At 67.8% G+C, this 23228-nt stretch carries 23 protein-coding genes, 2 pseudogenes and 1 riboswitch; of the genes and pseudogenes, 12 read left to right on the top strand and 13 right to left on the bottom strand.

What is annotated here, in order from left to right; all coding sequences use genetic code 11:
- Positions 1-9: 9 nt before the first annotated feature.
- Positions 10-435, bottom strand: a complete 426-nt coding sequence (locus ACFQBT_RS08015) for a cupin domain-containing protein (protein ID WP_377821786.1) — start codon at positions 433-435, stop codon at positions 10-12.
- On the opposite strand from ACFQBT_RS08015, the gene ACFQBT_RS08010 reads away from it, so the two are divergent.
- Both ACFQBT_RS08010 and ACFQBT_RS08005 read left to right on the top strand, forming a co-directional pair.
- Complete coding sequence (locus ACFQBT_RS08010; protein ID WP_377821784.1) at positions 434-1264, top strand: alpha/beta fold hydrolase; 831 nt, start codon at positions 434-436, stop codon at positions 1262-1264. The genes ACFQBT_RS08015 and ACFQBT_RS08010 overlap by 2 nt on opposite strands.
- A complete protein-coding gene (locus ACFQBT_RS08005; protein ID WP_377821782.1) occupies positions 1264-1758 on the top strand; it encodes a hypothetical protein in 495 nt (164 codons plus the stop codon). The genes ACFQBT_RS08010 and ACFQBT_RS08005 overlap by 1 nt, the downstream gene beginning before the upstream one ends.
- Here the strand turns inward: ACFQBT_RS08005 and ACFQBT_RS08000 are convergent.
- Positions 1740-2945 carry an MFS transporter gene (locus ACFQBT_RS08000; RefSeq protein ID WP_377821781.1) on the bottom strand — a complete coding sequence of 402 codons (1206 nt, stop codon included), beginning with the start codon at positions 2943-2945 and terminating at the stop codon, positions 1740-1742. The two genes, ACFQBT_RS08005 and ACFQBT_RS08000, sit on opposite strands and share 19 nt — an antisense overlap.
- A 46-nt stretch (positions 2946-2991) precedes the next feature.
- Between ACFQBT_RS08000 and ACFQBT_RS07995 the strand changes: the two genes are divergently transcribed.
- From ACFQBT_RS07995 to ACFQBT_RS07980, 4 genes are read left to right on the top strand one after another with little or no spacing between them, the layout of a single operon-like run.
- Positions 2992-3789 carry a DUF1295 domain-containing protein gene (locus ACFQBT_RS07995; protein WP_377821779.1) on the top strand — a complete coding sequence of 266 codons (798 nt, stop codon included), beginning with the start codon at positions 2992-2994 and terminating at the stop codon, positions 3787-3789.
- Positions 3782-4252 (top strand): low molecular weight protein-tyrosine-phosphatase, encoded by a 471-nt coding sequence (locus ACFQBT_RS07990; protein WP_377821778.1) that lies wholly within the window; start codon positions 3782-3784, stop codon positions 4250-4252. Before ACFQBT_RS07995 ends, ACFQBT_RS07990 begins: the two co-directional genes overlap by 8 nt.
- Positions 4228-4626: a hypothetical protein gene (locus ACFQBT_RS07985; RefSeq protein WP_377821777.1), complete on the top strand. Its 399-nt coding sequence runs from the start codon at positions 4228-4230 to the stop codon at positions 4624-4626. The genes ACFQBT_RS07990 and ACFQBT_RS07985 overlap by 25 nt, the downstream gene beginning before the upstream one ends.
- Positions 4607-5017, top strand: coding sequence for a fructosamine kinase family protein (locus ACFQBT_RS07980; protein ID WP_377821776.1), 411 nt, complete (start codon positions 4607-4609; stop codon positions 5015-5017). Before ACFQBT_RS07985 ends, ACFQBT_RS07980 begins: the two co-directional genes overlap by 20 nt.
- Here the strand turns inward: ACFQBT_RS07980 and ACFQBT_RS07975 are convergent, their stop codons facing one another.
- The 5 genes and pseudogenes from ACFQBT_RS07975 to ACFQBT_RS07955 form a co-directional block, all read right to left on the bottom strand.
- Positions 5018-6073, bottom strand: coding sequence for an NAD(P)-dependent alcohol dehydrogenase (locus ACFQBT_RS07975; protein WP_377821775.1), 1056 nt, complete (start codon positions 6071-6073; stop codon positions 5018-5020).
- A gap of 80 nt (positions 6074-6153) precedes the next feature.
- A complete protein-coding gene (locus ACFQBT_RS07970) occupies positions 6154-6504 on the bottom strand; it encodes a hypothetical protein (protein WP_377821773.1) in 351 nt (116 codons plus the stop codon).
- A gap of 50 nt (positions 6505-6554) precedes the next feature.
- The gene (locus ACFQBT_RS07965) at positions 6555-7016 is read right to left on the bottom strand and encodes a Dps family protein (protein ID WP_377821772.1); all 462 of its coding nucleotides are present in this window, start codon (positions 7014-7016) and stop codon (positions 6555-6557) included.
- A gap of 221 nt (positions 7017-7237) precedes the next feature.
- A complete protein-coding gene (locus ACFQBT_RS07960) occupies positions 7238-7552 on the bottom strand; it encodes a DMT family transporter (RefSeq protein WP_377821770.1) in 315 nt (104 codons plus the stop codon).
- A 16-nt stretch (positions 7553-7568) separates the two neighbouring features.
- Positions 7569-7631: riboswitch (guanidine-III (ykkC-III) riboswitch) on the bottom strand.
- A 196-nt stretch (positions 7632-7827) separates the two neighbouring features.
- A pseudogene (locus ACFQBT_RS07955) lies at positions 7828-8892 on the bottom strand (aminotransferase class V-fold PLP-dependent enzyme); the annotation flags it as partial.
- Positions 8893-9132: 240 nt separating this feature from the next.
- Between ACFQBT_RS07955 and ACFQBT_RS07950 the strand changes: the two are divergent.
- From ACFQBT_RS07950 to eutC, 4 genes are all read left to right on the top strand, one after another.
- Positions 9133-11103: a S53 family peptidase gene (locus ACFQBT_RS07950; protein ID WP_377821768.1), complete on the top strand. Its 1971-nt coding sequence runs from the start codon at positions 9133-9135 to the stop codon at positions 11101-11103.
- A 163-nt stretch (positions 11104-11266) separates the two neighbouring features.
- The gene (locus ACFQBT_RS07945; RefSeq protein WP_377821766.1) at positions 11267-12859 is read left to right on the top strand and encodes an amino acid permease; all 1593 of its coding nucleotides are present in this window, start codon (positions 11267-11269) and stop codon (positions 12857-12859) included.
- Positions 12789-14252, top strand: coding sequence for an ethanolamine ammonia-lyase subunit EutB (locus ACFQBT_RS07940; RefSeq protein WP_377825408.1), 1464 nt, complete (start codon positions 12789-12791; stop codon positions 14250-14252). The genes ACFQBT_RS07945 and ACFQBT_RS07940 overlap by 71 nt, the downstream gene beginning before the upstream one ends.
- Positions 14249-14977, top strand: a complete 729-nt coding sequence (eutC, locus tag ACFQBT_RS07935; protein ID WP_377821764.1) for an ethanolamine ammonia-lyase subunit EutC — start codon at positions 14249-14251, stop codon at positions 14975-14977. The genes ACFQBT_RS07940 and eutC overlap by 4 nt, the downstream gene beginning before the upstream one ends.
- Here the strand turns inward: eutC and ACFQBT_RS07930 are convergent.
- From ACFQBT_RS07930 to ACFQBT_RS07910, 5 genes and pseudogenes are all read right to left on the bottom strand, one after another.
- Positions 14963-16675: a threonine/serine exporter family protein gene (locus ACFQBT_RS07930; RefSeq protein ID WP_377821762.1), complete on the bottom strand. Its 1713-nt coding sequence runs from the start codon at positions 16673-16675 to the stop codon at positions 14963-14965. The two genes, eutC and ACFQBT_RS07930, sit on opposite strands and share 15 nt — an antisense overlap.
- Positions 16676-16717: 42 nt before the next feature.
- Positions 16718-17272, bottom strand: a complete 555-nt coding sequence (locus ACFQBT_RS07925; protein WP_377821760.1) for a glycosyltransferase — start codon at positions 17270-17272, stop codon at positions 16718-16720.
- Positions 17224-18024 carry a hypothetical protein gene (locus ACFQBT_RS07920; RefSeq protein WP_377821758.1) on the bottom strand — a complete coding sequence of 267 codons (801 nt, stop codon included), beginning with the start codon at positions 18022-18024 and terminating at the stop codon, positions 17224-17226. The genes ACFQBT_RS07925 and ACFQBT_RS07920 overlap by 49 nt, the downstream gene beginning before the upstream one ends.
- Positions 18021-18950 (bottom strand): glycoside hydrolase domain-containing protein, encoded by a 930-nt coding sequence (locus tag ACFQBT_RS07915; RefSeq protein ID WP_377821756.1) that lies wholly within the window; start codon positions 18948-18950, stop codon positions 18021-18023. Before ACFQBT_RS07915 ends, ACFQBT_RS07920 begins: the two co-directional genes overlap by 4 nt.
- Before the next feature lie 197 nt (positions 18951-19147).
- Positions 19148-20248, bottom strand: a pseudogene (locus tag ACFQBT_RS07910) (glycoside hydrolase domain-containing protein); the annotation flags it as partial.
- A gap of 150 nt (positions 20249-20398) precedes the next feature.
- Between ACFQBT_RS07910 and ACFQBT_RS07905 the strand changes: the two are divergent.
- Together ACFQBT_RS07905 and ACFQBT_RS07900 are read left to right on the top strand one after the other, a co-directional pair.
- Entirely contained in the window at positions 20399-21541 is a 1143-nt protein-coding gene (locus tag ACFQBT_RS07905; protein ID WP_377821754.1) for a methyltransferase domain-containing protein, read from the top strand.
- 66 nt (positions 21542-21607) lie between these two features.
- Entirely contained in the window at positions 21608-22753 is a 1146-nt protein-coding gene (locus tag ACFQBT_RS07900; RefSeq protein ID WP_377821752.1) for a CapA family protein, read from the top strand.
- Here the strand turns inward: ACFQBT_RS07900 and rraA are convergent.
- Positions 22750-23223: a ribonuclease E activity regulator RraA gene (gene rraA, locus ACFQBT_RS07895; protein ID WP_377821750.1), complete on the bottom strand. Its 474-nt coding sequence runs from the start codon at positions 23221-23223 to the stop codon at positions 22750-22752. The two genes, ACFQBT_RS07900 and rraA, sit on opposite strands and share 4 nt — an antisense overlap.
- Between the last annotated feature and the right edge of the window lie 5 nt (positions 23224-23228).

Genomic DNA, 23228 nt, shown 5'->3' with positions numbered 1-23228 from the left:
ACGCAGGCCTCACCCTGCGGATGGAGCCAGTTCGAAGTCGGCGAAATCGAAGCCCGGCGTCACCACGCAGGCCACAAGAACCGGTTCATCCCCGGCAGGGCGCGCCGCCTGCCAGTGGCCGCCGGGCACGAGGGACTGGAAGACGTGGCCCACCGACGGGTCGGAGCCGACGACCGTCCGATCGGCGTACTGCGGGCGCTCACCGGATCCGCCCAGGTCCAGCTCCAGCGGGCCGCCCTTCTGATGGATCCACAACTCATCGGATCGAACCCGGTGCCAGGCGGACTCCTCGCCCGGCATCAGCAGGAAGACGATTGCGGTGGCGCTCACCCGGTCACCGATGGGTACCTGCGAGCGGTAGGTCTCGGCGTACCAACCGCCTTCGGGATGCGGCCGCAGACCCAGATCGAGCGCCCAATCGGGAAGGGATGTCATGGCTTCATCGTGGCCTAGTACGTTCGGTGCCGTGGAGCAGATACGGATTCACGCCACCCAGATCGGCGACGACGGCGCCCGGATCGTCTTCCTGCACGGGCTCTTCGGGCAGGGCAAGAACTTCACCCGGATTGCGAAGTCGCTCACCCCGCAGTTCACCTCGCTGCTGGTCGACCTGCCCAACCACGGGCGCTCGGACTGGACCGAGCAGGTGGACTACGTCGACCTGGCCGACCGGGTCGGGCAGTTCCTGCGGGACGGGTTCGCCGCGGACGGCCCGGTGCACGTCGTGGGCCACTCGATGGGGGGCAAGGTGGCCATGGTCCTGGCGTTGCGGCATCCGGACCTGGTCGATCGGTTGGTCGTAGCGGACATCGCGCCTCGTCATTCGGAAAGCGCCGGCCAGTTCGAGCATCTCCTGGACTCGTTGAAGTCGTTGGACCTGAGCCGCATCCGTCGTCGTGGCGAGGCCGACGAGCAGTTGAAGCCGATGGTGCCGGACGACACGGTGCGTGGCTTCCTGCTGCAGAACCTGCGGTCGACGCCCGACGGCTTCCGGTGGCAGGCCAATCTGGAGCTGTTGCGCGACAGCCTGATTCCGATCGCCGGATTCCCTCACATCGACGCAACGTTCGATCACCCGGTCCTGTGGCTGGCGGGGGAGCGCTCGGACTACATCACCGACCAGGACCGACCCGAGATGGAGCGGCTGTTCCCCCGGATGACCTATGTGGTGATCAAGAACGCCGGGCATTGGCTGCACTCGGAGCAGCCCGAGGCGTTCACCTCCGCTCTGCGGGTCTTCTTGTCCACGGACCGGTGGAACTGATGGCTCTCAGCGACGCCGAGGTGGTTCGGTTGCGCGAGCGGTACGCCGCCGGTGCCCGACAGGTCGATCTGGCAACGGAATTCGGCATCGCTCAGACCGCAGTGTCGGCGATCGTCACCGGCCGAACGCGGGTGGCCGCCGGTGGGCCTCTTGCCGCACGGCCCGATCGTCACGCGCCGCGCCCGGCACCCGCCTCGTCGCGAAAGGTGCTGTCGCCCGGCCAGATCGAGCAGGTACGTCGCCGGGTGGCCGCGGGGGAGAAGCGCACCGAGATCGCGGCGGACCTGGGAATCTCGCGATACACGATCGATTCGATCATCAGCGGTCGGCGTGGGTCCGGCGCCCGAAAACCCTTCAGTGGCGACCAGATCCGGCAGATCCGCGCCGCCGCGGCCGCAGGCACGTCGCAGACGCAACTGGCCCGGGACTACGGCACATCACAGCAGGTGATCAGTCAGATCGTCCGCCGGGTGACCTACACCGATGTGACCTGAGGCGCGGTCTCCCTGGCCTGCACCCAGAAGGCGATCGCGACCAGCGCCACGACCCCGGACAGGGCAAAGGCCGGTCCGTATCCGACGCGGTCGGCGATGAACCCCGCGATGACCGGCCCGCACACGCCGCCGATGTCCCCGGCCATCGGGAAGGCCGCCAGTGCGGTCCCACCCGGGGCGCGCGCCGCCACCAGATCGCCCAGTGCCGCCTGGTGGGTCGGGGCGAACAATCCCGAGCCGGCTCCGGCGACGACGCTCAGCGCGCAGACCGCCACCAGTCCGTTGCTGTAGCCGAGCGGCAGCGTGCCGGCAGCCATCAGGGCCAGTCCGCCCAACATCAGAGGCCGACGGCCGATCTGGTCGGACAAGCGGCCGGCCAGGGCGATCGCGACGACGTTGCCACCGGCGTACACCGCCAGCACGACACCGGACCAGCCCGCACTCTTACCCAGTCCGGTCGCGTCGGTGACGAACAACGGCACGAGCGCTACGCGTACCCCCATGGACGCGAAGCCCTGGGTGAAGCTGGAAGTGATGATCGCCCGGTACGTCGGGTCGCGCAGGGTGGCCAGGAACGACAGCGCCGGGGCCAGCGTGCTGCCCGCGGTATCGGTCGTGCCCGGCCGCCCACCGACCCCGCGTAGCTGGGTCGCCACCACCAGTGATGCGACGACCAGCGCGACGGCGTAGACCACGAACGGCATCCGCAGCCCGTACCCGACCAGGGCCGCGCCGATCAGCGGCCCGGTGATGCTGCCGACCAGGAAGCCGGCGCTGAACAGACCGGAGGTCCGCCCGCGCAGGTCCGGCGGCGCCAACCGGAGCAGCAACGCCAGTGCGGACACACTGAACATTGCCGAGCCCAGACCGCCCGCCGCCCGGAGCACCAGTAGTTGCCAGTAGGTCCGGGCGAAAGCGCAGGCGAACGTGGAGACCGACACGATCGCCAACCCGGTCAGGTAGACCCGCCGCTCGCCGAGACGCGTCACCAACCGGCCGCTGATCGGTGCGGACACCAACCGCATGAGTGCGAAGGACGAGACCACAACCGTGGCGGCGGCTCGGGTGACATCGAAGCTGCGTGCGAAACCGGGCAACGCCGGCGCGACCAGCCCATAGCCGAGGGCGATGACCAGGTTGGCCACCAGGAGCACCCAGATCGCCCGGGGGATCGCGGTGACTTTCATCTCCCCTCACCCTACGGGTCACCGGCGGATCGTTACGGTGGTGGCGATGAGTCTCGACACGCGAAACCTCCGACGGGTCGCAGGCGTCTCGGCGCTAGCCGTGACCGCCATCCAAACCGTGACCGCCGCGGTCGGCATCCCGCGGCAACGCCGCGACTACGCCGACGGGGCATGGGGTCCCGGCCTGGCCGCCGTGGCCGTCACCGGCGCGGTCCTGGGCAACGGCGATCCCGTACGCCGATGGACCACTGCCGCTCTCACGACCGCCTGGGCGGCACGCCTGGAGCACCTCATGCTGGGCCGGCTGCGCGGCAAGGACACCGAGGACGAGCGCTACACCGAGTTCCTCGACGGGTCCTCGACCGCAGGTGTCGTGGGCAAAGTCTTTGTCACGCAGGCCGTTTCGCAGCTTCTGGTCTCCGCGCCGACCATGATGGCAGCGGCGTCGACCCTGCCGCGGGGCAAACGCCGGCTGCTGTACCCGCTCGGTGCCGCGATCATGGTCACCGGAGCGGTGGTCGAAGCAGTGGCGGACCGGCAGAAGGACGCCTACTCCACCCGCCCGCGCGACGAGCGACCATCCGTCCTCGACACCGGCCTGTGGGGTTGGTCGCGGCATCCGAACTACTTCGGCGACTCACTCTTCTGGGACGGCGCCTACGTGGCGGCGGCGGCCTCGTCCCCGGCGCAATGGACCTTCCCGTCGCCGATCGCGATGAACTACTTCCTGATCTACGCGACCGGCGCGAAGCGCACCGAGAAGAAGATGCAGGACCGGCCCGGTTATCGCGACTACCAACAGCGTGTCTCGTTCTTCTTCCCCAAGCCGGGCAAACATGTCTGACCCGTTGCGCGTCGTCTTCGTCTGCACGGGGAACATCTGCCGCTCTCCGATGGGGGAGAAGGTGTTGCAGCGGCACCTCGAGGATGCCGGGCTCGGCGATGGGGTGACCGTGACCAGCGCCGGGACCGGGCCGTGGCACGAAGGGGAGCCGGCCGATCCCCGGGCGGTGAACGTCCTTGAGAAGGCTGGCTATTCGACCTCGCACGTCGCACATCAGATCACCGATGATGACCTGTCGGCGGACCTGTTGGTGGCTCTGGACTCCGGGCACGCCCGGGATCTGCGCCGGTTGGGCGCCGATCCCGAGCGGGTGCGGCTGCTGCGTTCCTTCGATCCCGGCGCTGACAGTGACGACGTTCCCGATCCGTACTACGACGGCCCGGACCAGTTCCGCGACGTGCTGGCCATGGTCGAGGCGGCTACCCCCGGAGTGGTGCAGTGGGTGCGCGACCAATCACGCTGAGCGACGGCCGGCGCGGCTTCGCCAAGGACGCGCCCGAGTCGGCGATCGCCGCCGAGGCGGCTTCCCTGGAATGGTTGCGGGTGCCGGACGGTCCGCCCCTACCCGCGGTGCTGTCGCATGACCCGGCCCGGCTTGTCACGGCGTACGTCGAGTCGGCCAGGCCCGATCCTCAGGTCGCCGAGGAGTTCGGTCGGCGCTTGGCGACCATGCACCTGGCCGGCGCCGACGGTTTCGGCGCAGCGCCGCCCGGTGGTCCCCAGGTGGCTTGGTTCGGGGCGACGCGAATGCTGAACAAGCCTGTGCCTGAGGATGATTGGGCCACCTGGTATGCGCGCGACCCGGATCGAACCCTACGTGCGGCAGGCGGTCGATGAGCGCTCGCTGACTGCGGGGGAGTCGGCCGTCTTCGACGAGGTCTGCACCCGGCTGCCGCAGTTGGCCGGTCCGCCGGAACCGCCGGCCCGACTGCACGGCGACTTGTGGTCAGGCAACGTGCTGTGGTCCCGCGACGCGGCCTGGCTGATCGACCCGGCCGCCCACGGCGGTCACCGGGAGAGCGACCTGGCACTGTTGGCGCTCTTCGGGTGCCCGCACCTGGAACGCATCCGATCGGCGTACGACGAGGCGTCGCCGTTGGCGCCCGGGTGGCGCGATCGCATTCCCTTGCACCAGCTCTTCCCGCTGCTGGCCCACGTGGTGATCTTCGGCCGGGGATACGCCGATCAGGCGGTGGCTGCCGCCCACGCGGCCCTGCGGGCCGCCTGATCAGTCGGCGCTGCCGATGGTGCTGACGTCGATCACGGCGCGGTAGCGCACCTTGCCCTCGACGACCTTGTCGTAGTACTCGTCGACCTGGTCAGCGTCGATCAGTTCAATGGTGGCGGTGATGCCGTGCTCCGCGCAGAAGTCGAGCATCTCTTGGGTTTGGGGCAGTCCGCCGACCATGGACCCGACGTACTCGCGACGGTTGGTCAGCAGTGAGAACATCCCGAACTCCTGTGGCTCACCGGGTGCGCCGACGTTGACCATGCGTCCGCCGCGGCCGAGCAACCCCAGGTAGTCATCCAGGCCGACGCTGGCGCCGACGGTGTTGAGGATGAAGTCGAACGAACCGGCCAGCTCCTTGAAGACCGAACCATCCTGTGTCGCATGGTAGTTGGATGCCCCGAAGGACCGGCCGTCGTCCTGCTTGGCGTCGGTGCGGCTCAGCACGGTCACCTCGGCGCCCATGGCGGCGGCGATCTTGACGGCCACGTGGCCCAGCCCGCCCATGCCCACGACAGCAACCTTGGTGCCCGGGCCGATCCCGGCCCGCTGCATGGGCGCGAAGGTGGTGATGCCGGCGCACAACAGCGGCGTGGTGGCTGCCAGATCGACACCGTCGGGAATCTTCAGGACGAAGTGGTCGCGGACGACGATCTGGGTGCTGTAGCCGCCGTTGGTGCGCTCACCGTCCGGTTCGCGGGAGTTGTAGGTCTGCACGACGCCCATGCTGCAGAACTGCTCTTCGCCGTCCTTGCACGCTTCGCACTCCATACATGAGTCGACGAAGCAACCGACGCCGACGATGTCGCCCACCTGGTGCTGGCTGACCTCATCGCCGACCGCCGCGACGGTACCGATGATCTCGTGACCCGGGACCACTGGGTACCGGGTGCCTCCCCACTCGTTGCGGGCGGTGTGGATGTCGGAATGGCAGATGCCGACGTACTGGATGTCGATGCGGACGTCGTCGGGCCGCAGGTCTCGGCGCTCGATGGTGGTGTTTTCGAAGGACGCGTTCTTGTCGGCGACGGACAGGGCGGGGACCGTGGTGGTCACGGAGCGGACTCCTAGGATCGGGGTTTTTGACCTACCGATTGTCCGCCAGCCGCGATGTGCGGCCACCTGCGCGGGTGGCCTCAGACCGTCAGGTGATCCAGGTCGAGGTGGTCGAGGTCGACGACCGCACCGGCCTGCCGCCCCACCCAGACGGCGACGGCGCGCCGGGGGTCGGGCTCCCAGGGAATCCATTCCTCGACCCACGCCGACACGGCTGCCTCCAGTCCGGCGCGGCCCGGATCGACGCGGTGTATCGCAACCCGCGGCGGTGCGGTGAGGCAGTCGGTGGCGCCAGCAGGCGCCTCGATCAAGACCTGCCCGTATGCGTCCGGCGGCAGGAGAGCGAGCGTGATACCCACGTCGTCCAGGTCGTCGGCGCAGCCGACGATGAGCACGTGGTCAAGCGGGTGGCGACGACGATGGGACCTCACGAAGGGTAAGCATAGCCTTACCTTCGTGAGGGTGCCATCGTTGGGCGCAGTTACGCCGCGATGTGCGCCTGGAGCAGCCAACGGTCCTTGGTCAGGCCGCGCTCGATCTCGATAGCGACGTCCTGGCTGGACAGGTCGATGTCGTCCAGTCCGACGATGGCTGCGCGCACCGTGACCAGGGCGGCGTCGATCAGACCGACGACCTCGGCGACGGTGGTCTGCCACGGCTGGAAGCCGTCTGAAAGAGCCGGCAGGGTCGTCTTCGCAGCGACCGTCGCCAGCCGCGAGTCAAGCGGCAGGCCAAGGGCGACCACGCGCTCGGCGGCGGTGTCGGCGTAGTCCTGAGCGTGGGTCACGACGTCATCGAGCAGTTCGTGGATGCCGATGAAGCTGCCACCGCGCACGTGCCAGTGCGCCTGCTTGCCGTTGACGACCAGCGCCTCCATGTCCAGGACGACAGGAGTCAGGAACTGCGCGGCGCCGGCCGCAACCTCGTGCGAGGCAGCCAGCACGGGGGAACTTCGGTGGTGGTTTTCGTAGCCATGTCGATCTCCTGATGTCACTAAACCGAAACTTGAATGATTCCAGGATGGCCCGGATCGGCAGCGATGACAACGAAGAGCAGGCTGGCCTAACGGTGTTCTATCGCTCACACAAATTGTCCGATAATCTACATTATGTCAAGTAACACTCAGAATGACATGTCGGTGGCTCCACTCCCCGCCGGCAACGATCAGTGCGCGAGCTTGAGCCCGATGACGCACGCCACGATGCCCACCAGGCAGACCAGCTTCAGGACCGAGACCGACTCGGCGCCGGTGAGCATCGCGTAGATGACCGTGCCGGCCGCACCGATCGCCGTCCAGACCGCGTACGCCGTGCCGACCGGCAATGACCGCAACGCGTAACCCAGACCGACCATGCTGCCCACGGCCGCGACCGCGAAGATCGTCGACGGCAGCCACCGGGAGAACCCATCGGACTTGCTCAGCGCCGTAGCCCACACGGCTTCCAGCCCGCCGGAAACGATCAGGATCAACCACGCCATGACGGCCACGACCTCTCGCGGCCGTCTTGTCGCTGTCCGGGTACGGCTCCCTCGTCCGGTGCCACGGTCGTGGCGTGCCTATTGTCCAACGCCGGCGGTCGCATGTCGATTCCCTCGACCAAGCTCGGCGCGACGACTATGCGAGCGCGGACTGCAACGCCGCCACGAGGCGCTCGACCTCCTCGCGGCTGGTGTACGCCGCCAACGAGATCCGCAACCCCCGGACTCCCCAATCCCAACGCCAGCGCCGGCTCGTAGGCGTAGAACGTTCCCGACGGTGCGATCAAGCCCTGCGCGGCCAACGTGCCGGCGATGAGCGCCGGATCGGCCGCCGCGAAGGTGAGCAACGTGGTCGGCGTACGCCGCTGTGCCCGTGAGTGATTGACCACCCGACCGTCACCGATCAGGTCGGCCAAGCCGTCGTCGAGTACGCCGAGCAGCTCGGTTTCGTGCGCAGCGAACGCCGTGTGGGCTGACCGTAGGCGCTCGCGCCGCGACGGCCCCTCACCCCAGGAAGCGATGAAGTCGACCGCCGCGGTGGCACCGGCCAGTTGTTCGTAGGGCAGCGTCCCCAACTCGAAGCACTCGGGCGACTCGTTGGTCGACGGCAGCAACTTGTCCGGCGAAAGCTGCTGCAGTACTTGAGGATTCGCAATCAGAACGCCGCAGTGCGGACCGAAGAACTTGTACGGTGAGCACACGTAGAAGTCCGCGCCCAGCGCGGCGAGGTCCACGAAGGAATGCGCCGCGTGGTGCACGCCGTCCACCCAGACCAATGCGCCCACCTGATGTGCCGCGTCGGACAACGCCGCCACGTCCGGACGGGAACCGATCAGGTTGGATGCGCCGGCGAGGGCCAGCAACCGCGTCCGGGACGTGATCGCAGTCTCGACCGACTCCGGCGTGAACTGTCCGGTGGCCGGATCCAGTTCGAGCCAGCGCACGGCGACTCCCGAGCGCTGCGCGGCGATCACCCACGGTCGCACGTTGCAGTCGTGGTCCAGCTGCGACAGCACGATCTCATCGCCGCTCCCCCACGTGCGCGCCAGCGTCCGGGAGAAGTCGAAGGTCAGCGCGGTTGCTGACCGGCCGTGCACGATGCCCTCGGCGGGCACCGCGCCCAGGTCGCCGTACGCCGACCTGAAGTCCTCGACGTACCCCGCAGAGTTCCGCGCGGCCAGGCTGCCCGCCCCGCGGTTCGACAATGGCGCCCGCAGTGCGCCCGCGATCGCCTCGGCCACCGCCGCGGGTGTCTGCGTCCCGCCCGCGCCGTCGAAGTACGCCTCACCGGCCGCCAGGGCCGGGAACTGGGACCGGAACGCTTCGATGTCGAGGGTCATGCTTCGACCCTGCCACACCAGGACATCCAGCAAACACCCAGGTTGCTACGAGGTTGCATTCAGTCCAATATGCGTGTGGCGCAATAGCTTTCGGCTTCCCGATCTACTGCGGCTAATCCACCAAGAGCGGGCCTCTCAGCAGGTAACTTGCCGAAGGCGCGTTATATCGGCGCGCTATCCAACAGATCGAGGACGAACAGTATGGGACTGCGCAACAACCGGCGCCGAGCATCGCAACAGATGGCCGCCGTCACCGTCACCCTCGCCTTGAGCGTCGCCGGCGCGGCTGCCGCGAACGCGTCGGTGACCGCCGATGGGTCCGTCAGGTACTCGGGCTCAGTACCCACATGGGCCGTGAGTGCCCAGGACGCCGGGGCGGCACCGGCGGACGACACCGTCGAGGGCGAGATCTACCTGAACCTGCGGGACAAGCAGGGTGCTGAGGCCCTCGCGACCGCAGTGTCCACGCCGGGCAGTCCGCTCTACCGGCACCCGCTGTCGCCAAGCCAGTGGATCGGCCGCTTCTCCCCCTCGGCCGCCGACTACGCGATCGTGGTCGACAAACTGAAATCCGAGGGCCTGACCATCACCGGCACACCGGCCAGCCGGCTGTACGTGATCTTCCGCGGGACCGCCGACCAGGTCAACGCCGCCTTCTCGACCTCGATGCACCTCTACCACCACGCGGGTACCCGTCTGGCCGCCCCGGCCAAGGCCCCGTCCCTGCCGTCCGATGTCGCGAAACTGGTCAGCGCGGTCAGCCTCGACCAGTCGCGGCTGCAGACCCGGCCCGATCTGGTCTCGCCGGGACACGTGGACAAGGCATCGGGTTCTTCGACGCTGAACCGGGCCACGGCACAGGCTCGCAGCACGCAGCAGACGACCCCCTCGGCCACGGCCGCGTGTTCGCAGTACTGGGGCCAGTACACCGCCTCGGTGCCGGCCGCGTACAACGGGCAGACGTCGTACCCGACCAACATCTGCGGCTACGACGCCAAGCAGCTGCGCTCGGGTTACAACCTGAAGACGTGGAACGCGCTGGGCGTCAACGGTTCTGGCCAGACGGTCGCGATCACGGACGCCTACGCCTCACCCACCATCGTCTCCGACACCAATGCGCTGGCGGCGCAGAGCGGCGAGCCCGCGCTGGGCGCCGGGCAGTACCAGCAGATCGTGCCCGGCACCTTCTACGACGAGAAGGCGTGTGAGGGTCCGAGCGGTTGGCAAGGTGAGCAATCGCTCGACGTGCAGGCCGTTCATTCGATCGCCCCCAAGGCCAAGATCCTCTACGTCGGGGGTTTCAACTGCGGCGGCGGCCTGGATATGGCACTGTCGACGATCATCGACAAGAAGCTGGCCACGGTGGTGAGCAACAGCTGGGGCGATGTCGGTGAGGACGTCCCGGCCGAGGTGCTCGCAGGTGAGCAGAACATCTTCGTGCAGGCGGCCGGCGAAGGGATCGGGCTGTACTTCTCCAGCGGGGACAACGGTGACGAAGCGGCGGCGCTCGGCACCCCCGAGCCTGACTTCCCCGCCTCCGACCCGTTCGTCACCTCGGTGGGCGGCACCTCCATGGGAATCGACAACAAGGGCAAGCTGGCCGTCGAAACCGGTTGGGGCACGGCCTATCAGCGCATCGTGGACAACGCCGACGGCACCTCGACCTACGCCGGTGCGCTACCCGGAGCGTTCGGCGGCGGCGCCGGCGGCGGGGTGAGCACACTGTTCGCCGAGCCGGCGTACCAGAAGGGTGTCGTGCCGAACTCGCTGTCCGCAGGCAAGCGGGTCTCCCCGGACGTCGCTGCCCTGGCCGACCCCTACACCGGCTTCCAGATCGGGATCAGCCCGATCACCGATGACGGCACCCTGGCCACGGCGGACTACGAGAACGAGACGTACGGCGGAACCTCCTTGGCCTCGCCGCTCACCGCGGCGATGGTGGCGCTCTCCCAGCAGGTGACGCACGCCAAAATCGGGTTCGCCAACCCCACGTTGTACGCGCTGGACCGCGTGTTGCCCGGGTCGTTCCGGGACGTCAAGCCGTCGGCCACGCCGGTGGCGGTCGAGTACACCTCCGCCACGAGCGGACACCGGTTCCTCATCACCATGGACAAGGACACCTCGCTGAGCACGACCCCGGGGTACGACGACGTCACCGGTATGGGTGCCATGTCGTTCAGTCTCGCCCAGTTGCTGGGCCGGGGTCACTGACCGGAGCACATCGGAAGCTGTTGCGGGGTCGGGCGATCGCTCGGCCCCGCAACACGATCCGGGCGAATTCTCACCGCGTCACGCACGCAGGCGGCACACTGTTGCCACAGCACGAGCCCCCGCCGGCGTGGGCCCTTCGCCGACCGCGGAAGGAGCATCAGTCATGCCCGAAGGTTACGAACCCCTTGACGACGAAGCCCACCTGGCGAGCCTGGGGTACAAGCAGGAGTTGTCGCGCAACTGGTCGGGGTTCTCCAACTTCGCCATCTCCTTCTCCATCATCTCGATCTTGGCGGGCTGCTTCACCAGCTTCGGCCTCGGCTGGAACAACGGCGGCCCCGCGGCGATCGCGTGGGGCTGGCCGATCGTGGCCGCGTTCATCATGGTCATCGGTTTCTGCATGTCCGAGTTGGTGTCCGCGTATCCCACCTCGGGCGGAATCTACTGGTGGGCAAGTAAACTCGGCGGGCCCAAAGCCGGTTACTACACCGGCTGGCTGAATCTGATCGGCCTGCTGGCCATCGACGCCTCCGTCGCCTACGGCTGCGCGAGCTTCTTCGACACCTTCGTCGGGTACTACAGCGACTCGTGGGCCTCCAGCTACTCACTGACCCGGGTGTTCATCGAATTCATCGTCATCCTGGCCCTTGCTGCAGCGATCAACATCTTCTCCAGTCACCTGCTGGCGGTCCTGAACAACATCTCGGTGTGGTGGCACGTCATCGGCTCGATCGTCGTGGTCGCGATCTTGTGGTTCTTCCTGAAGTCCGGCGCTCACCACGCCTCGCTGTCGGACGTGTTCACCAAGACGATCAACAACACCGGCTTCTTCGGCGGGCACACCAGCGGGTGGGGATTCCTGCTCTACGTCCTACCGCTGTCGGCGATCCTGACGCAGTACACGATCACCGGCTACGACGCCTCGGTGCACTTGTCCGAGGAGACCAAGTCGGCCGCCAACTCCGCCGCGCGAGGCATCTGGCGGTCGATCTTCTACTCGGCCATCGGCGGTTGGATCCTCCTGCTGTCGTTCCTGTTCGCCGTGCAGGATTCGGACAAGGTCAGCGAGGGCGGCGGATCGGTGTTCGCCATCTTCGGCCAGGCGCTGGATCCCAAGGTGGCCGGTCTGGTCGTTCTGATCTCCACCGCCGGACAGTTCTTCTGCACGTGCGCCTGCATGACCTCGACCAGCCGGATGTTCTTCGCGTTCAGTCGTGACCGGGCCGTACCCGGCTCCCAGTACTGGTCGAGGCTGAACGCCAAGAAGGTGCCGGTCTACGCGGTCATCGCGGCGGCCGTGATCGCGCTGCTGCTGACACTGCCGGCGCTGGTCAAGGTGGACGTGAACGGTGCGCCGGTGCCGGTCGCCTTCTTCGCCGTCGTGTCGATCGGCGTCATCGGGCTGTACCTGTCCTTCGGTATCCCGATCTTCCTGCGCTGGAAGGCCGGGTCCGCCTTCAAGGCGGGATCGTGGAACAACGGCAGCAAATATCGCTGGATGAACCTGGTCGCGGCCATCGAGATCGGCGTGATGTCGATCGTCGGCCTCCTACCGACCCTGAACGTCGGCGTGCCCTGGGTCGACGGTTTCTCGATGAAGTACGTCAACTACGCGATCATCGTGGTTCCGGTTGCCCTCCTCCTGCTGTGGATCTACTGGCACGTCTCGGTCAAGCACTGGTTCACTGGACCGATCACGACCATCGATTCGGCCACCACGACGACCGATCCGGAACCGGAGCCGACCACCACGTGAAGTACCGCCAGACGATCAACCAGCGAAGCTACGCATTCGACGGGCTGGTCGACGTCCTCGCCAAGGCGACCCCCTGCGATCGGGTGACGTCCTGGCCGGCTGCGCCGCGCAGTCCGGAGCAGAACGCGCTGCGGCGCAATGGGTTCTGGCAGACCTGCCACTGTCACTCTTCCTCACCGAGTACGTCGTGCCTCCCGAGACCGACGATGTCACCCGGCTGATCCTGGCCGCTCACGATCGGGCCGCGTTCGCACCGGTTGCCGCCCTGACCGTCGGCGGACTGCGAGAGTGGTTGCTCGAAGCAGCAGGCCGCGGCGACCATTCCGCCCTGGCCGACGTCCGTGCGGGACTGACTCCGGAGATGGCGGCGGCGGTCAGCAAGATCATGCGCAACCAGGACCTGATCGCGGTGGCGGAGGCCTGCCAGGTGACGACGGCTTTTCGCGACACCATCGGGCTGCCGGGGCGGTTCTCCACCCGGCTGCAGCCCAACCATCCGACCGACGACCGCACCGGGATAGCGGCCAGTGTGCTCGACGGACTGCTTCTGGGCTCCGGTGACGCGGTCATCGGCATCAATCCCGCCTCGGACAATCCGCGCACCGTGAGCGACCTACTGCGCCTGCTCGATGAGATCATCATCCGCTACGAGATCCCCACCCAGTCGTGCGTGCTCACCCACGTCACCACGACCCTCGACCTGATCGGCGCCGGAGCACCGGTCGACCTGGTCTTCCAGTCCATCGCCGGAACCCAACGGGCCAACGAGGGTTTCGGTGTCGAACTGGCCACCCTCCACGAGGCCCTGGCCGCCGCCCGGTCTCTGGGCCGCGGCACCGTCGGCGACAACGTCATGTACTTCGAGACCGGCCAGGGCGCAGCGCTGTCGGCCGATGCCCATTGGGGCACCGACGGCCGCCCGGTCGACCAGCAGACGCTCGAAGCACGCGCCTACGGTGTCGCCCGGGCGTTCGAACCCCTCCTGGTCAACACCGTCGTGGGTTTCATCGGCCCTGAGTACCTCTACGACGGCAAGCAGATCATCCGGGCCGGGCTGGAGGATCACTTCTGCGGCAAGCTTCTCGGTCTGCCGATGGGCGTGGACGTCTGTTATACCAACCACGCCGAGGCGGATCAGGACGACATGGACACCCTGCTGACGCTACTGGGCGCGGCAGGCTGCACCTATGTGATGGGTGTCCCCGGCGCCGACGACGTCATGCTCGGGTATCAGTCGACCTCCTTCCACGACGCGCTCTACCTGCGCCGGGTGCTCGGCAAGCGACCGGCGCCGGAGTTCGAGTCCTGGCTGGACCGGCTCGGTCTCCTGGCCGGTGACGGGAGCATCCAGGCCATCGACGCCAGCACGAGCCCGCTGAAGGAACTGGCGTGAGCGACGACCTATGGGGACGCCTGCGTCGACACACGCCTGCCCGGATCGGTATCGGACGGGCCGGGACCGGAACGCCGACTGCTGCGGTACTTTCCGCTACCGCTGCCCATGCTGCGGCGCGTGACGCGGTCCATGCGCAGCTCGATGTGCCGACGTTGCGGCGGGAACTCGACGGACTGGGGCTCGGCCCCGCGCTCGTGGTGCCGTCGGCGGCCCCGGACCGGTCGACGTACCTCACCCGTCCGGACCTGGGCCGCGCCCCGGGCGGCCCGCTGCCTGACCCGGGCGACGCGGAGGTGGCGGTGGTACTCGCCGACGGACTGAGCGCGGTCGCAACCCAGACGCACGGCGTACCCCTCCTGCAGGCGTTGCTCCCGCTGTTGGACTCCCCCACCACCGTCGCTGCGCCGGTGATCGCCACCCAGGCCCGGGTCGCGCTCGGCGACCACATCGGTCAGGCGCTGGGTGCCCGGATGGTGTTGGTGCTCATCGGCGAACGTCCCGGCCTGTCCGCCAGTGATTCTCTCGGGGCCTACCTGACCTGGCGACCGCAGCCGGGGGTGCTGGACTCCGCCCGCAACTGCGTCTCCAATATCCGACCGCCGCACGGCCTGGACTACGGGACGGCTGCCCGCACCATCGCCGCATTGATCGTCGGCGCTCGACAACTGGGCGCGACAGGAGTCCGGTTGAAGGACGTATCGGATCAGCTACCGACGGGCTGAGCGGGCGCGCAGGCGGTCCTCGAACGGTCGGCTGACCGCCAGCCCGGCCAGTACGCCGAGGGAGATGGTCACCAGCGTGGTCGCCGTGGTGATCAGGGTCGCGACCGCGGTGCTGCCTCCGCCGACGGCTGTGGTGACACCGACCAGGCCCAGGGCACCGGGCACCAGCAACCAGAACGCGGGCAGGAAGCTGACCAACGGCGGTGGCCCGGTCGGCCGGGTAGAGACGATCATCGCCGCCGGTGTCATGAAGAACGCACCGACCATGGCTGAGACGGCGCTACCGAACAGCAGACCGCCCACCACCTGCCCGGCGTATGCGACCACCAGCACCAACAGGATCCACCGGCGTGCGCCGGGTCGGGCCGCCTTGTAGAAGACCAGACCGGTGCCGTAGATCAGCACCCCCGCCCACGGCGCCAGCGGCCCGAAGACCGACTGCGCGTTGCGCGTGAGACTAGCCGGCACACCGAGCAGCGACGCTGCGGCGGTGATCCCGACCGCCAGCAACGCCAACTGCATGAAACCGGACGCGAGGCGCGACGAACCGGACACGATCTGTTTGGTGACCAGGTCGATGGTGCCGTTGGTCAACTGGGCACCCGGCAGGAACGTGATCAGCGGCGGAATGAGGACCGCCAGCAGATTCAGATCCCACCCGGTCCTCGCCAGCAGGAAGGTGATGACGGCAACGACAAAAGCAGTCGCCAGCACGACCATCGCGGAGTACACCGGGTCGATGCGGGCCGTCCAGCGCAGGACCACCGCGGTCAACACCCCTAGCACCGCCGCGACACCCAGATCCAGCGGGTTGGCCCCGAGAAGCAACGCGATTCCGATGCTCATCCCGGTGTATCCGGCCACCTGTACCACCGCGGGGTAGGGGTAGTCGGCGTCCGCGATGGCGCTCAGCCGCGCGAGCCCGTCGCGTGGCGTGAGGCTTCCGTCACCGGCCTGTTCCGCCACTTCGGTGACGCCCTGCATCTGGCTCAGGTCGATGTCTCGTTCCCCGCCGCCGATCGCCGCTGTCGCCGAGTCTTCGACGCCCGGTACCGAGACCAGCAGCGCGGTCGGCAAGGTGATGATGGCCGCCTTCGGTTCGCCGCCCGCCGCGGCCACCTTGCGCAGCGTGTGATTGACCTGGATCAACGGCGCGCTGATGTCGAGCATGGCCTCGCCCAGCACCGTCAGGAACCTCAGGAGGTCTCGCCGGTCCGTGGGAGAGGCCGGCTGGGCAACCTGCGGGGCGGCAGTGGTGTGGGCTGGACGACCCGCCGCCCGCCGACCCGCAGCGCGGGTCTTGACGTACCAGGCAATTCCTGCGGCGATCGCGGCGAGCGTCACGACGACGCCGGTCAGTGCGAGCGGCCAGGGCACATTCCCGCTGGCGGCCGCCGGGGGACTGATCCATTCGACCTGGGTGCTGGTGCTCGTCGTGGTCGAAGTGGTGGTCGTCGTCACCGTGGGCGTGGTCGTGGTCGTGGTGGAGATCGATGACGAACCAGGTGTCGTCGTGGTCCGAGCGGTCTGCCCGCCCTCAGGTTCAGTGGACGTCGCGCTATCAGGTGGCGTCGTCGGTGCCGGTGTGGTTTGCGGAGTCGTCGACGTCTCGGTCGGGGTGTCCGTTGCGGTGCCACTTGCCGCCGCCGGATCGGACACCGTGGTGGTGTCGGTGGCGGCGGGCAGCGAAAGGAGCACAGACCTACCGAAGCAAACCAGCCTGGAAACAGCCAATCCGGATCAGCAGGCAACCCCTTCCAAGGAGTGCGTCAGGTAGCCCAGCATGGTGTCCAGAACGACGGCCCGGTCGAACTGCAGCGCGTAATCGACCGCTTTGCTGCTGTGCGCGACCCACTCCTGCTGGGTCATGGCGGTCACCGCTCGCAGCGCCTGCGCGATGGCCTCCGGATCGCTCACCGGCACGGTGATCGCGGTGTCGCCCACTGCCTCGGGAACCCCACCGGTCTCGGTGGTGATGACCGGTCCACCACCGGCGAGCATGTTCTCCACCAGAGCGATCCCGAAGGTCTCCACGAACTCCGGGCGCGGCAGGGTCGGCAGCACGAACGCGGTGCAGCCGCGCATCAGCGCCGGCTTCTCATCGTCGTCCACATCCGTGAGGACCGTGATCCGGTCGGCCAACGGCGAGGCGGCCGCCATTTCTCGCACCTGCTCCTCCTGAGGGCCCTGGCCCGCGATGATCAGCCGCACTTGATCGCTGACCCCGCTGCGTTCATAACCGGCGATCAGATCGGGTATGCCCTTGGCCTTGACCAGCCGGGACAGAAACAACACGTACCGCTCCCCGCCAGGCCGCGCCGGGCCATCACCGCGTTCGCCTCCGCTTGCGGAATCGAGCGATACGACGCCGTGTCCAGCGCCGGGTAGGAGATCTGGATCCGCCGCCGGCACTCGTGGGCGAACGAGGTGCCGTGCCGGGCATCGAGTTCGGCGGCTTCAGCGACGATCAGTTCCTTGGTGTACCGCGAGACCGCGAGCACACAATCGTTGGTCAGGTAGGCCGACAACAGGTGCACGGCCGCGCCGTACCGGTCCTTCTCGACGCAGTCACGGATGACGTTGGTGATGTCCGATCCGACCGCTTCGGCGATCGTGAGTACGTCGAGTGGTAGCCCCACGCGCTGGGCGACGGTGAGCGCGTCCGTGACGGCCGTGGTGTGCGGCGACAGATAGAGGCTCAGACAGATCGTCGGAGTGCCGTCAGTGAACAACTCGACCAATCGGCCGACCAGTCCGGCGTACCAGCGACCGTCCACGACACGGTAGTCACCGACCGGTTCAGGCCGCTCGACGGTGATGCCAGGGCTGTAGGGCTGGACACCGTCCAACGGCTTCAACGGCAGACCTGCCGCCTCCAACCGGTCCAACGGCCAGCTGAGGATCCGCACGTCGGTGAAGCCGCGTTGCAGAGCGGCCTCTGCGATGTTGCGCGCTTCGACCGAATGACCGCAGATGACCGGGTCCGCGCGGACCACGATGACCAAGCGGCGGTACCGCTCGAGAACGACTTCCGGTGCTGGCATCATTTCGTAACCCCCGTTGCGAGTGCGGTTGCCCCGACGCTGGGCCGGGACGGTGGCCGGAGCGAGGATCCCCAATCGGAGGGGGTGTCGCCCAGCGTGATGTGCAGCTCTCCGCCACGGTGCAGATCGCTCATGGTCAACCAGGTCTGCGGAACCTCGACACCGTCGAGGCGCACGGACTGGATGTACTGCGGTGCGGTGTCCCGGCTCGGCGCCCGGAAACCGCTGGTACGAATGAAGATTTCGGATTCGGCGGTGCGGATCTCGGCTTCCTCGAACGCCGGCGGATGCAACAGCACCACGTTCTGGCCGGCCACCGGGAACAGGCCCAGGCTCGCCCAGACGTACCACGACGAGATTGCGCCCGAGTCGTCGTTGCCGGCGAGCCCGCCCGGGCCGGTGCCGAACATCTGGTGCACCGCGGCGTGCACGACCTCCGCGGTGCGGTCGGGACGGCCGGCGTAGTGGTAGGCCCACGGCGCTTCCATGTCCGGTTCGTTGTTCATCCCCTCGAACCGGCCCAGCTCATAGCCCCGTTCGAGCTCGTCCCGGCCCGGTCGCAGCCCGGGTTGCACCACCGCAGGTGCTCCGTAACCGAAGAATCGGTCGAGCAACTCCACGAACCGGTCCTCACCCCCGGCCACCTTGATCCGGGCGGCCATGTCGTGCAGCAGCCGGAACGAGTAGTTCCACGGGCCGCCTTCGTAGAACGTCGACTTGGCCATCAGCCCGGTCTCCGGATTGAACGCTGCCGGCCAGCCGTCCGCCCAGGGCGCCAGATCGTCGACCAGAGCCTGGTCGTCGATGGCGTCGGCCACCACCGCCGCGCACCAATAGCCGAAGGCCAGGTCGAGAACGTGGCTGATCGGATGGGTGATGCCGTCGCGTAGGTACTCCTCGCCGTACGTGCGGCGCAGATCGGCGTGCATGTGCACGACGGCGCGGTCCCAGTCCACACCGGGCATCCGCAACTGGCACAGATCGGCGAACAGTGTGTGCGCCAAGGCACTTCCCTGCCGCGAGAAACGGTCCGCGCCGCGTGCCATGCGGTAGCCGATAGGGAAGTTTCCTCCTCCTCGCAAATCTTCAGCAGCGCGTTGGCCAGGTCGACGGCCCGCTTGGGTCGCAGCAGGGTCATCAACGGCAGCTGCGTCTTGTAGATGTCCCACATGGTGCACAGGTCGTAGACGAACGGACCGTTGGTCGGCCAGAACGGACTCTCGTCCTTGGCGAAGCACGGCTTCATCAGCGAGTGGTAGAGCGCGGTAGCCATCACGGTGCCCTGGTCGCGATCGGGAGTCGACACCGTGATCTGCGACAGATGATCGCGCCAGACGTCCTGGGTCTGCTGGCGCCGCGCATGGAAGCCGCCGACCAGGTTGCCGGTGTCCGCCGCCAGATTGGCTTTCGCCTGCTCGGTTCCCCTCAGCGAGAAGCCCATTCGCAGTTCCACCGTCTGACCCGCGACGGAGGGCCCGGCCCACATCAGGCCGAACGGGCGCAACGTGGTCGGTCGGATGTCGGCGAAATCCAACCGCGATCCCCCGGGCATGATGCGCCGGTCGTACCACAGGACCTGACGGAAGTCCGTGGCGTCGCATTCCAGGTGTACGGCGAGTGGGGCACCCTCCATGACCACCTCACCGCGCGCACTGCCCTGGCGCAGGAACTCCAGGTGCGCCCGCAACGGGACGGTCTCGCCGTACGGGATCGCCAACCCGCCGGTCGAGAAGTCGACGACCAGCCGGGCGTCGCGACTCTCGGGGAAGGTGTACCGGTGCACCGCGCTCTTGGGTCCGACGGTGATCTCGCAGACGATCCCGGTCTCGAGTTCGGCGCGGTAGTAACCCGGCTCCGCGTACTCGTCGCGCACCTGCCACGCCGTACCCAGATCGTCCAACGTGCTGAGCATCGGGGTGACCCGGAAGTAGTTGTAGTACTTGCGGATCGCGCCGGTGCCCGATTGCTGGAAGTGGGTGAAACCCGACACGCGCATCCGGTCGGTCATCGGCACCGGCAGACCCTCCGTGCCCAGCTCGTAGATGCCGTACCCCGTGGGATAGGCACCGGAGTAGGCACAGGCCGACACCATCCCGAACGGGTAGGTCGCACCGGGATGGGTGTTGCCGACCTGCGGCTTCGGCCACCACCAACTCGCCGCGATGCCGTGCGGCTGCGGCAGGTCGGTGGCGGCGGTGCCGATGAACGGATCGACCAGGTCGAACATTGGCGGCTCCCCTCGGGCGAGTGGCGCGGTCTGTTGTTCGACGGTAGGCGAGCTATGTGACGGTCGCGTTACGGGCAGGCGTCAGTCCGGACGCGGGTGGCTGGACCTGTCCCCGGCCGACGAGCGGGTCCGACCGCTTAGAGTCGACGGGTGCGCTGCGGCTACTTCGACTCCCACCGCTGCCGCAGTTGCGAGCTGATGGGTGTCCCGTACGCCGAGCAGCTGGCCGACCTCGACCGTCACCTGCGCGAGACCTTGCCGACCGTCCCTACTGAGGCGTGGTCCGCGCCGGCGGCCGGGCCGGAGTCGCACTTCCGGAACAAGGCCAAACTGGTCGTCGGCGGCCGGCGCGGAGCACCCACCCTCGGGATCCTGGACACCGCCGGCCGCGGCGTGGACCTGCGCGACTGCGGCCTCTACGAGCCGGGATTGCACGCAGCCCTGCCGCCCCTGGCGGATTTCGTCGCGCGCACCGGTCTCACGCCGTACGACGTGCCTCAGCGCAGCGGGGAGCTCAAGCACCTGCTGGTGACCCACTCCCCCGATGACGAACTGATGATCCGGTTCGTGCTGCGATCGACCGGTCAGCTGGCCAAACTGGAGCGCGCGTTACCCGATCTGTCCGAGCACCTTCCGCAGACCCGGGTGGTGTCGGTCAACCTCCTGCCGGAGCACCGGGCGGCCACCGAGGGCGCAGAGGAGCATCTGCTCACCCAACAGGCCGAACTGCCGATGCGGCTGCCGGAGCTGACTCTCTACCTCGGCCCGCAGGCGTTCTTCCAAACCGACACCGCGGTTGCAGCAATGTTGTATCAACAAGCGCAGCAATGGGTTTCGGATTTACGACCCAAGCTGGTGTGGGATCTGTTCTGCGGGGTCGGCGGCTTCGGCCTGCACGTCGCCCAGGTCTGCCAACCGCAGGTCCTGCGCGGGATCGAGATCTCTGCGGCCGCGGTGGCCTCGGCCCAGCGTGCGGCGGCCGCGCTCGATCAGACCGGCACCCGGTGCATCTTCGAAGCGGCCGACGCGGAGCAGGAGCTGGGCACCGACGCACCCGAGCTGCTCATCGTCAATCCGCCGCGGCGCGGTATCGGTGCCCTCGCCGGGCGGATCGAGCAATCCGGTGTCGAATATCTCCTGTACTCCAGTTGCAACGCGGGTTCGCTCGCCCGCGACCTGGCGGCCATGCCGTCGCTGCATCCGGTCGCTGCACGAGCCTTCGCGATGTTTCCGCAAACGCGGCATCATGAAGTGCTGGTGTTGCTCCGTCGCATCGATCACCCGGCTGGATAGGGTTTCGCCCATGCGCCGTCTCCTGCCCGCTGCCGCGTGTCTGAGCGCTGTCGTCACGCTCGGCGCATGCTCCAACGACTCGGGCAGGCCCCCTCAGCGGTCGCTTCGTCCGGCGTCGCATCGTCCGGGGTAGTTTCGTCAGCGCCGTCGCCGGCGACCGCGCCGGGCTCGAGTATCCCCACCGGGACGACCGTGACCGTCGCGGGATCCGGCGACATCCTGATCCACGGTCCGGTCCGCCGCAACGCGGCTGCCTTCGCCAAGCAGAACGGCGAGACCGGCTACGACTTCGATCCGATGTTCGCTCCCGTGAAGGCGGCGCTCAGCAAGGCGGACGTGACGATCTGCCAGCAGGAGACTCCGATCTCGGCCAACGACACCAACCTCGAGCACACCGGCCTGGTCTACAACGCGCCCAAGGAGATCGCGACCGCCGAGAAGAAGGCCGGCTTCGACGGGTGCTCCTTCGCCAGCAACCACACCTGGGACATGCAACTGGCCGGTATCCAGCAGACCCCGGCCACGTTGGAGAAGGCCGGTTTGAAGGTCGCCGGCGCGACTGCGACTGCAAGCGGTGCGGGTGCACCCGCCGTCTACCAGGTGGGCACGGTGAAAGTCGCTCAGTTCGCCTATGCCTACAGCGTGATCAACAAGGCCGGCCCGAGTCCCGAAGTGCCCTCGAGCGCCCCGTGGCTGGCCGATGCTTCATGGCCGGCGGAAGGTGTCGACGGCATCCTCGCCGAAGCCAAGAAGGCCAAGGAGGCCGGTGCCGACATCGTGGTCATCAGCATGCACTGGGGCAAGGAGTACCAGCAGCAGCCCACCGCCGATCAGACGACGTACGCGCAGAAGCTGCTCGCCTCGCCGTACGTCGATGCCATCTACGGCGCGCACGCGCACGTCATCCAGCCCTGCTCGACCCTCTCCGGCAAGTACGTCTTCTACGGAATGGGCAACTTCCTGTCCAACCAGGGCCAGGGCCAGGCCTCGATCCTCACCGACGCCAACGCCGACGGTGTGATCCCGACCGTCACGTTCACCAAGACCGCCGGCGGGTGGTCGCAGACCGCGACCTACCAGCCGACGCACGTGGACATCCCGGCGCACCACATCATCCGCACCACGTCGCCGACCCAGAACCCCACGGCCTACGCACGGGTGGTCAAGGCCATGGACAGCCTCGGCGACTGCCAGGCCAAACCAGTCGGTTAGCCGCGCTCGACCAGAACCCCGTCCGGGTCGGCCCAGACCGTGGCTCCCGGGCTGAAGGTGGCGCCCCCGAAGGTGACGGGTACGTCGACCTGCCCAGCTCCGTCCTTGGCGGACTTGCGCGGATTGGACCCCAGGGCGACGACCCCGATGTCCAGCGTCGACAGCACCTGGGTGTCGCGGACGGCTCCGTTGATCACGATGCCCGCCCAGCCGTTGTCGGTGGCGGCCTTGGCGATCAGGTCCCCGCACAGTGCGCTCTCGATCGAGCCGCCGCCGTCGACGACCAGGACGCGACCCTGCCCGGGGGTGTTGAGCAGTTCCTTCACGAGCGCGTTGTCGCGGAAGCAGCGGACCGTCGTTGCCGGCCCGCTGAAAGCCGGCCGACCGCCGTACGTGCGCCACGGCAACGAGCTGGAGTCCAGCGCTTCACCCAACCGGTCGTATACGTCGGCTGTCGCCTCGGAAGTCACGCTGC

Source organism: Branchiibius cervicis (assembly GCF_042661605.1).
Taxonomy (GTDB): domain Bacteria; phylum Actinomycetota; class Actinomycetes; order Actinomycetales; family Dermatophilaceae; genus Branchiibius; species Branchiibius cervicis.
Note: the sequence above shows the minus strand (reverse complement) of the source record. Positions and strands in the feature narration are given on the sequence as shown.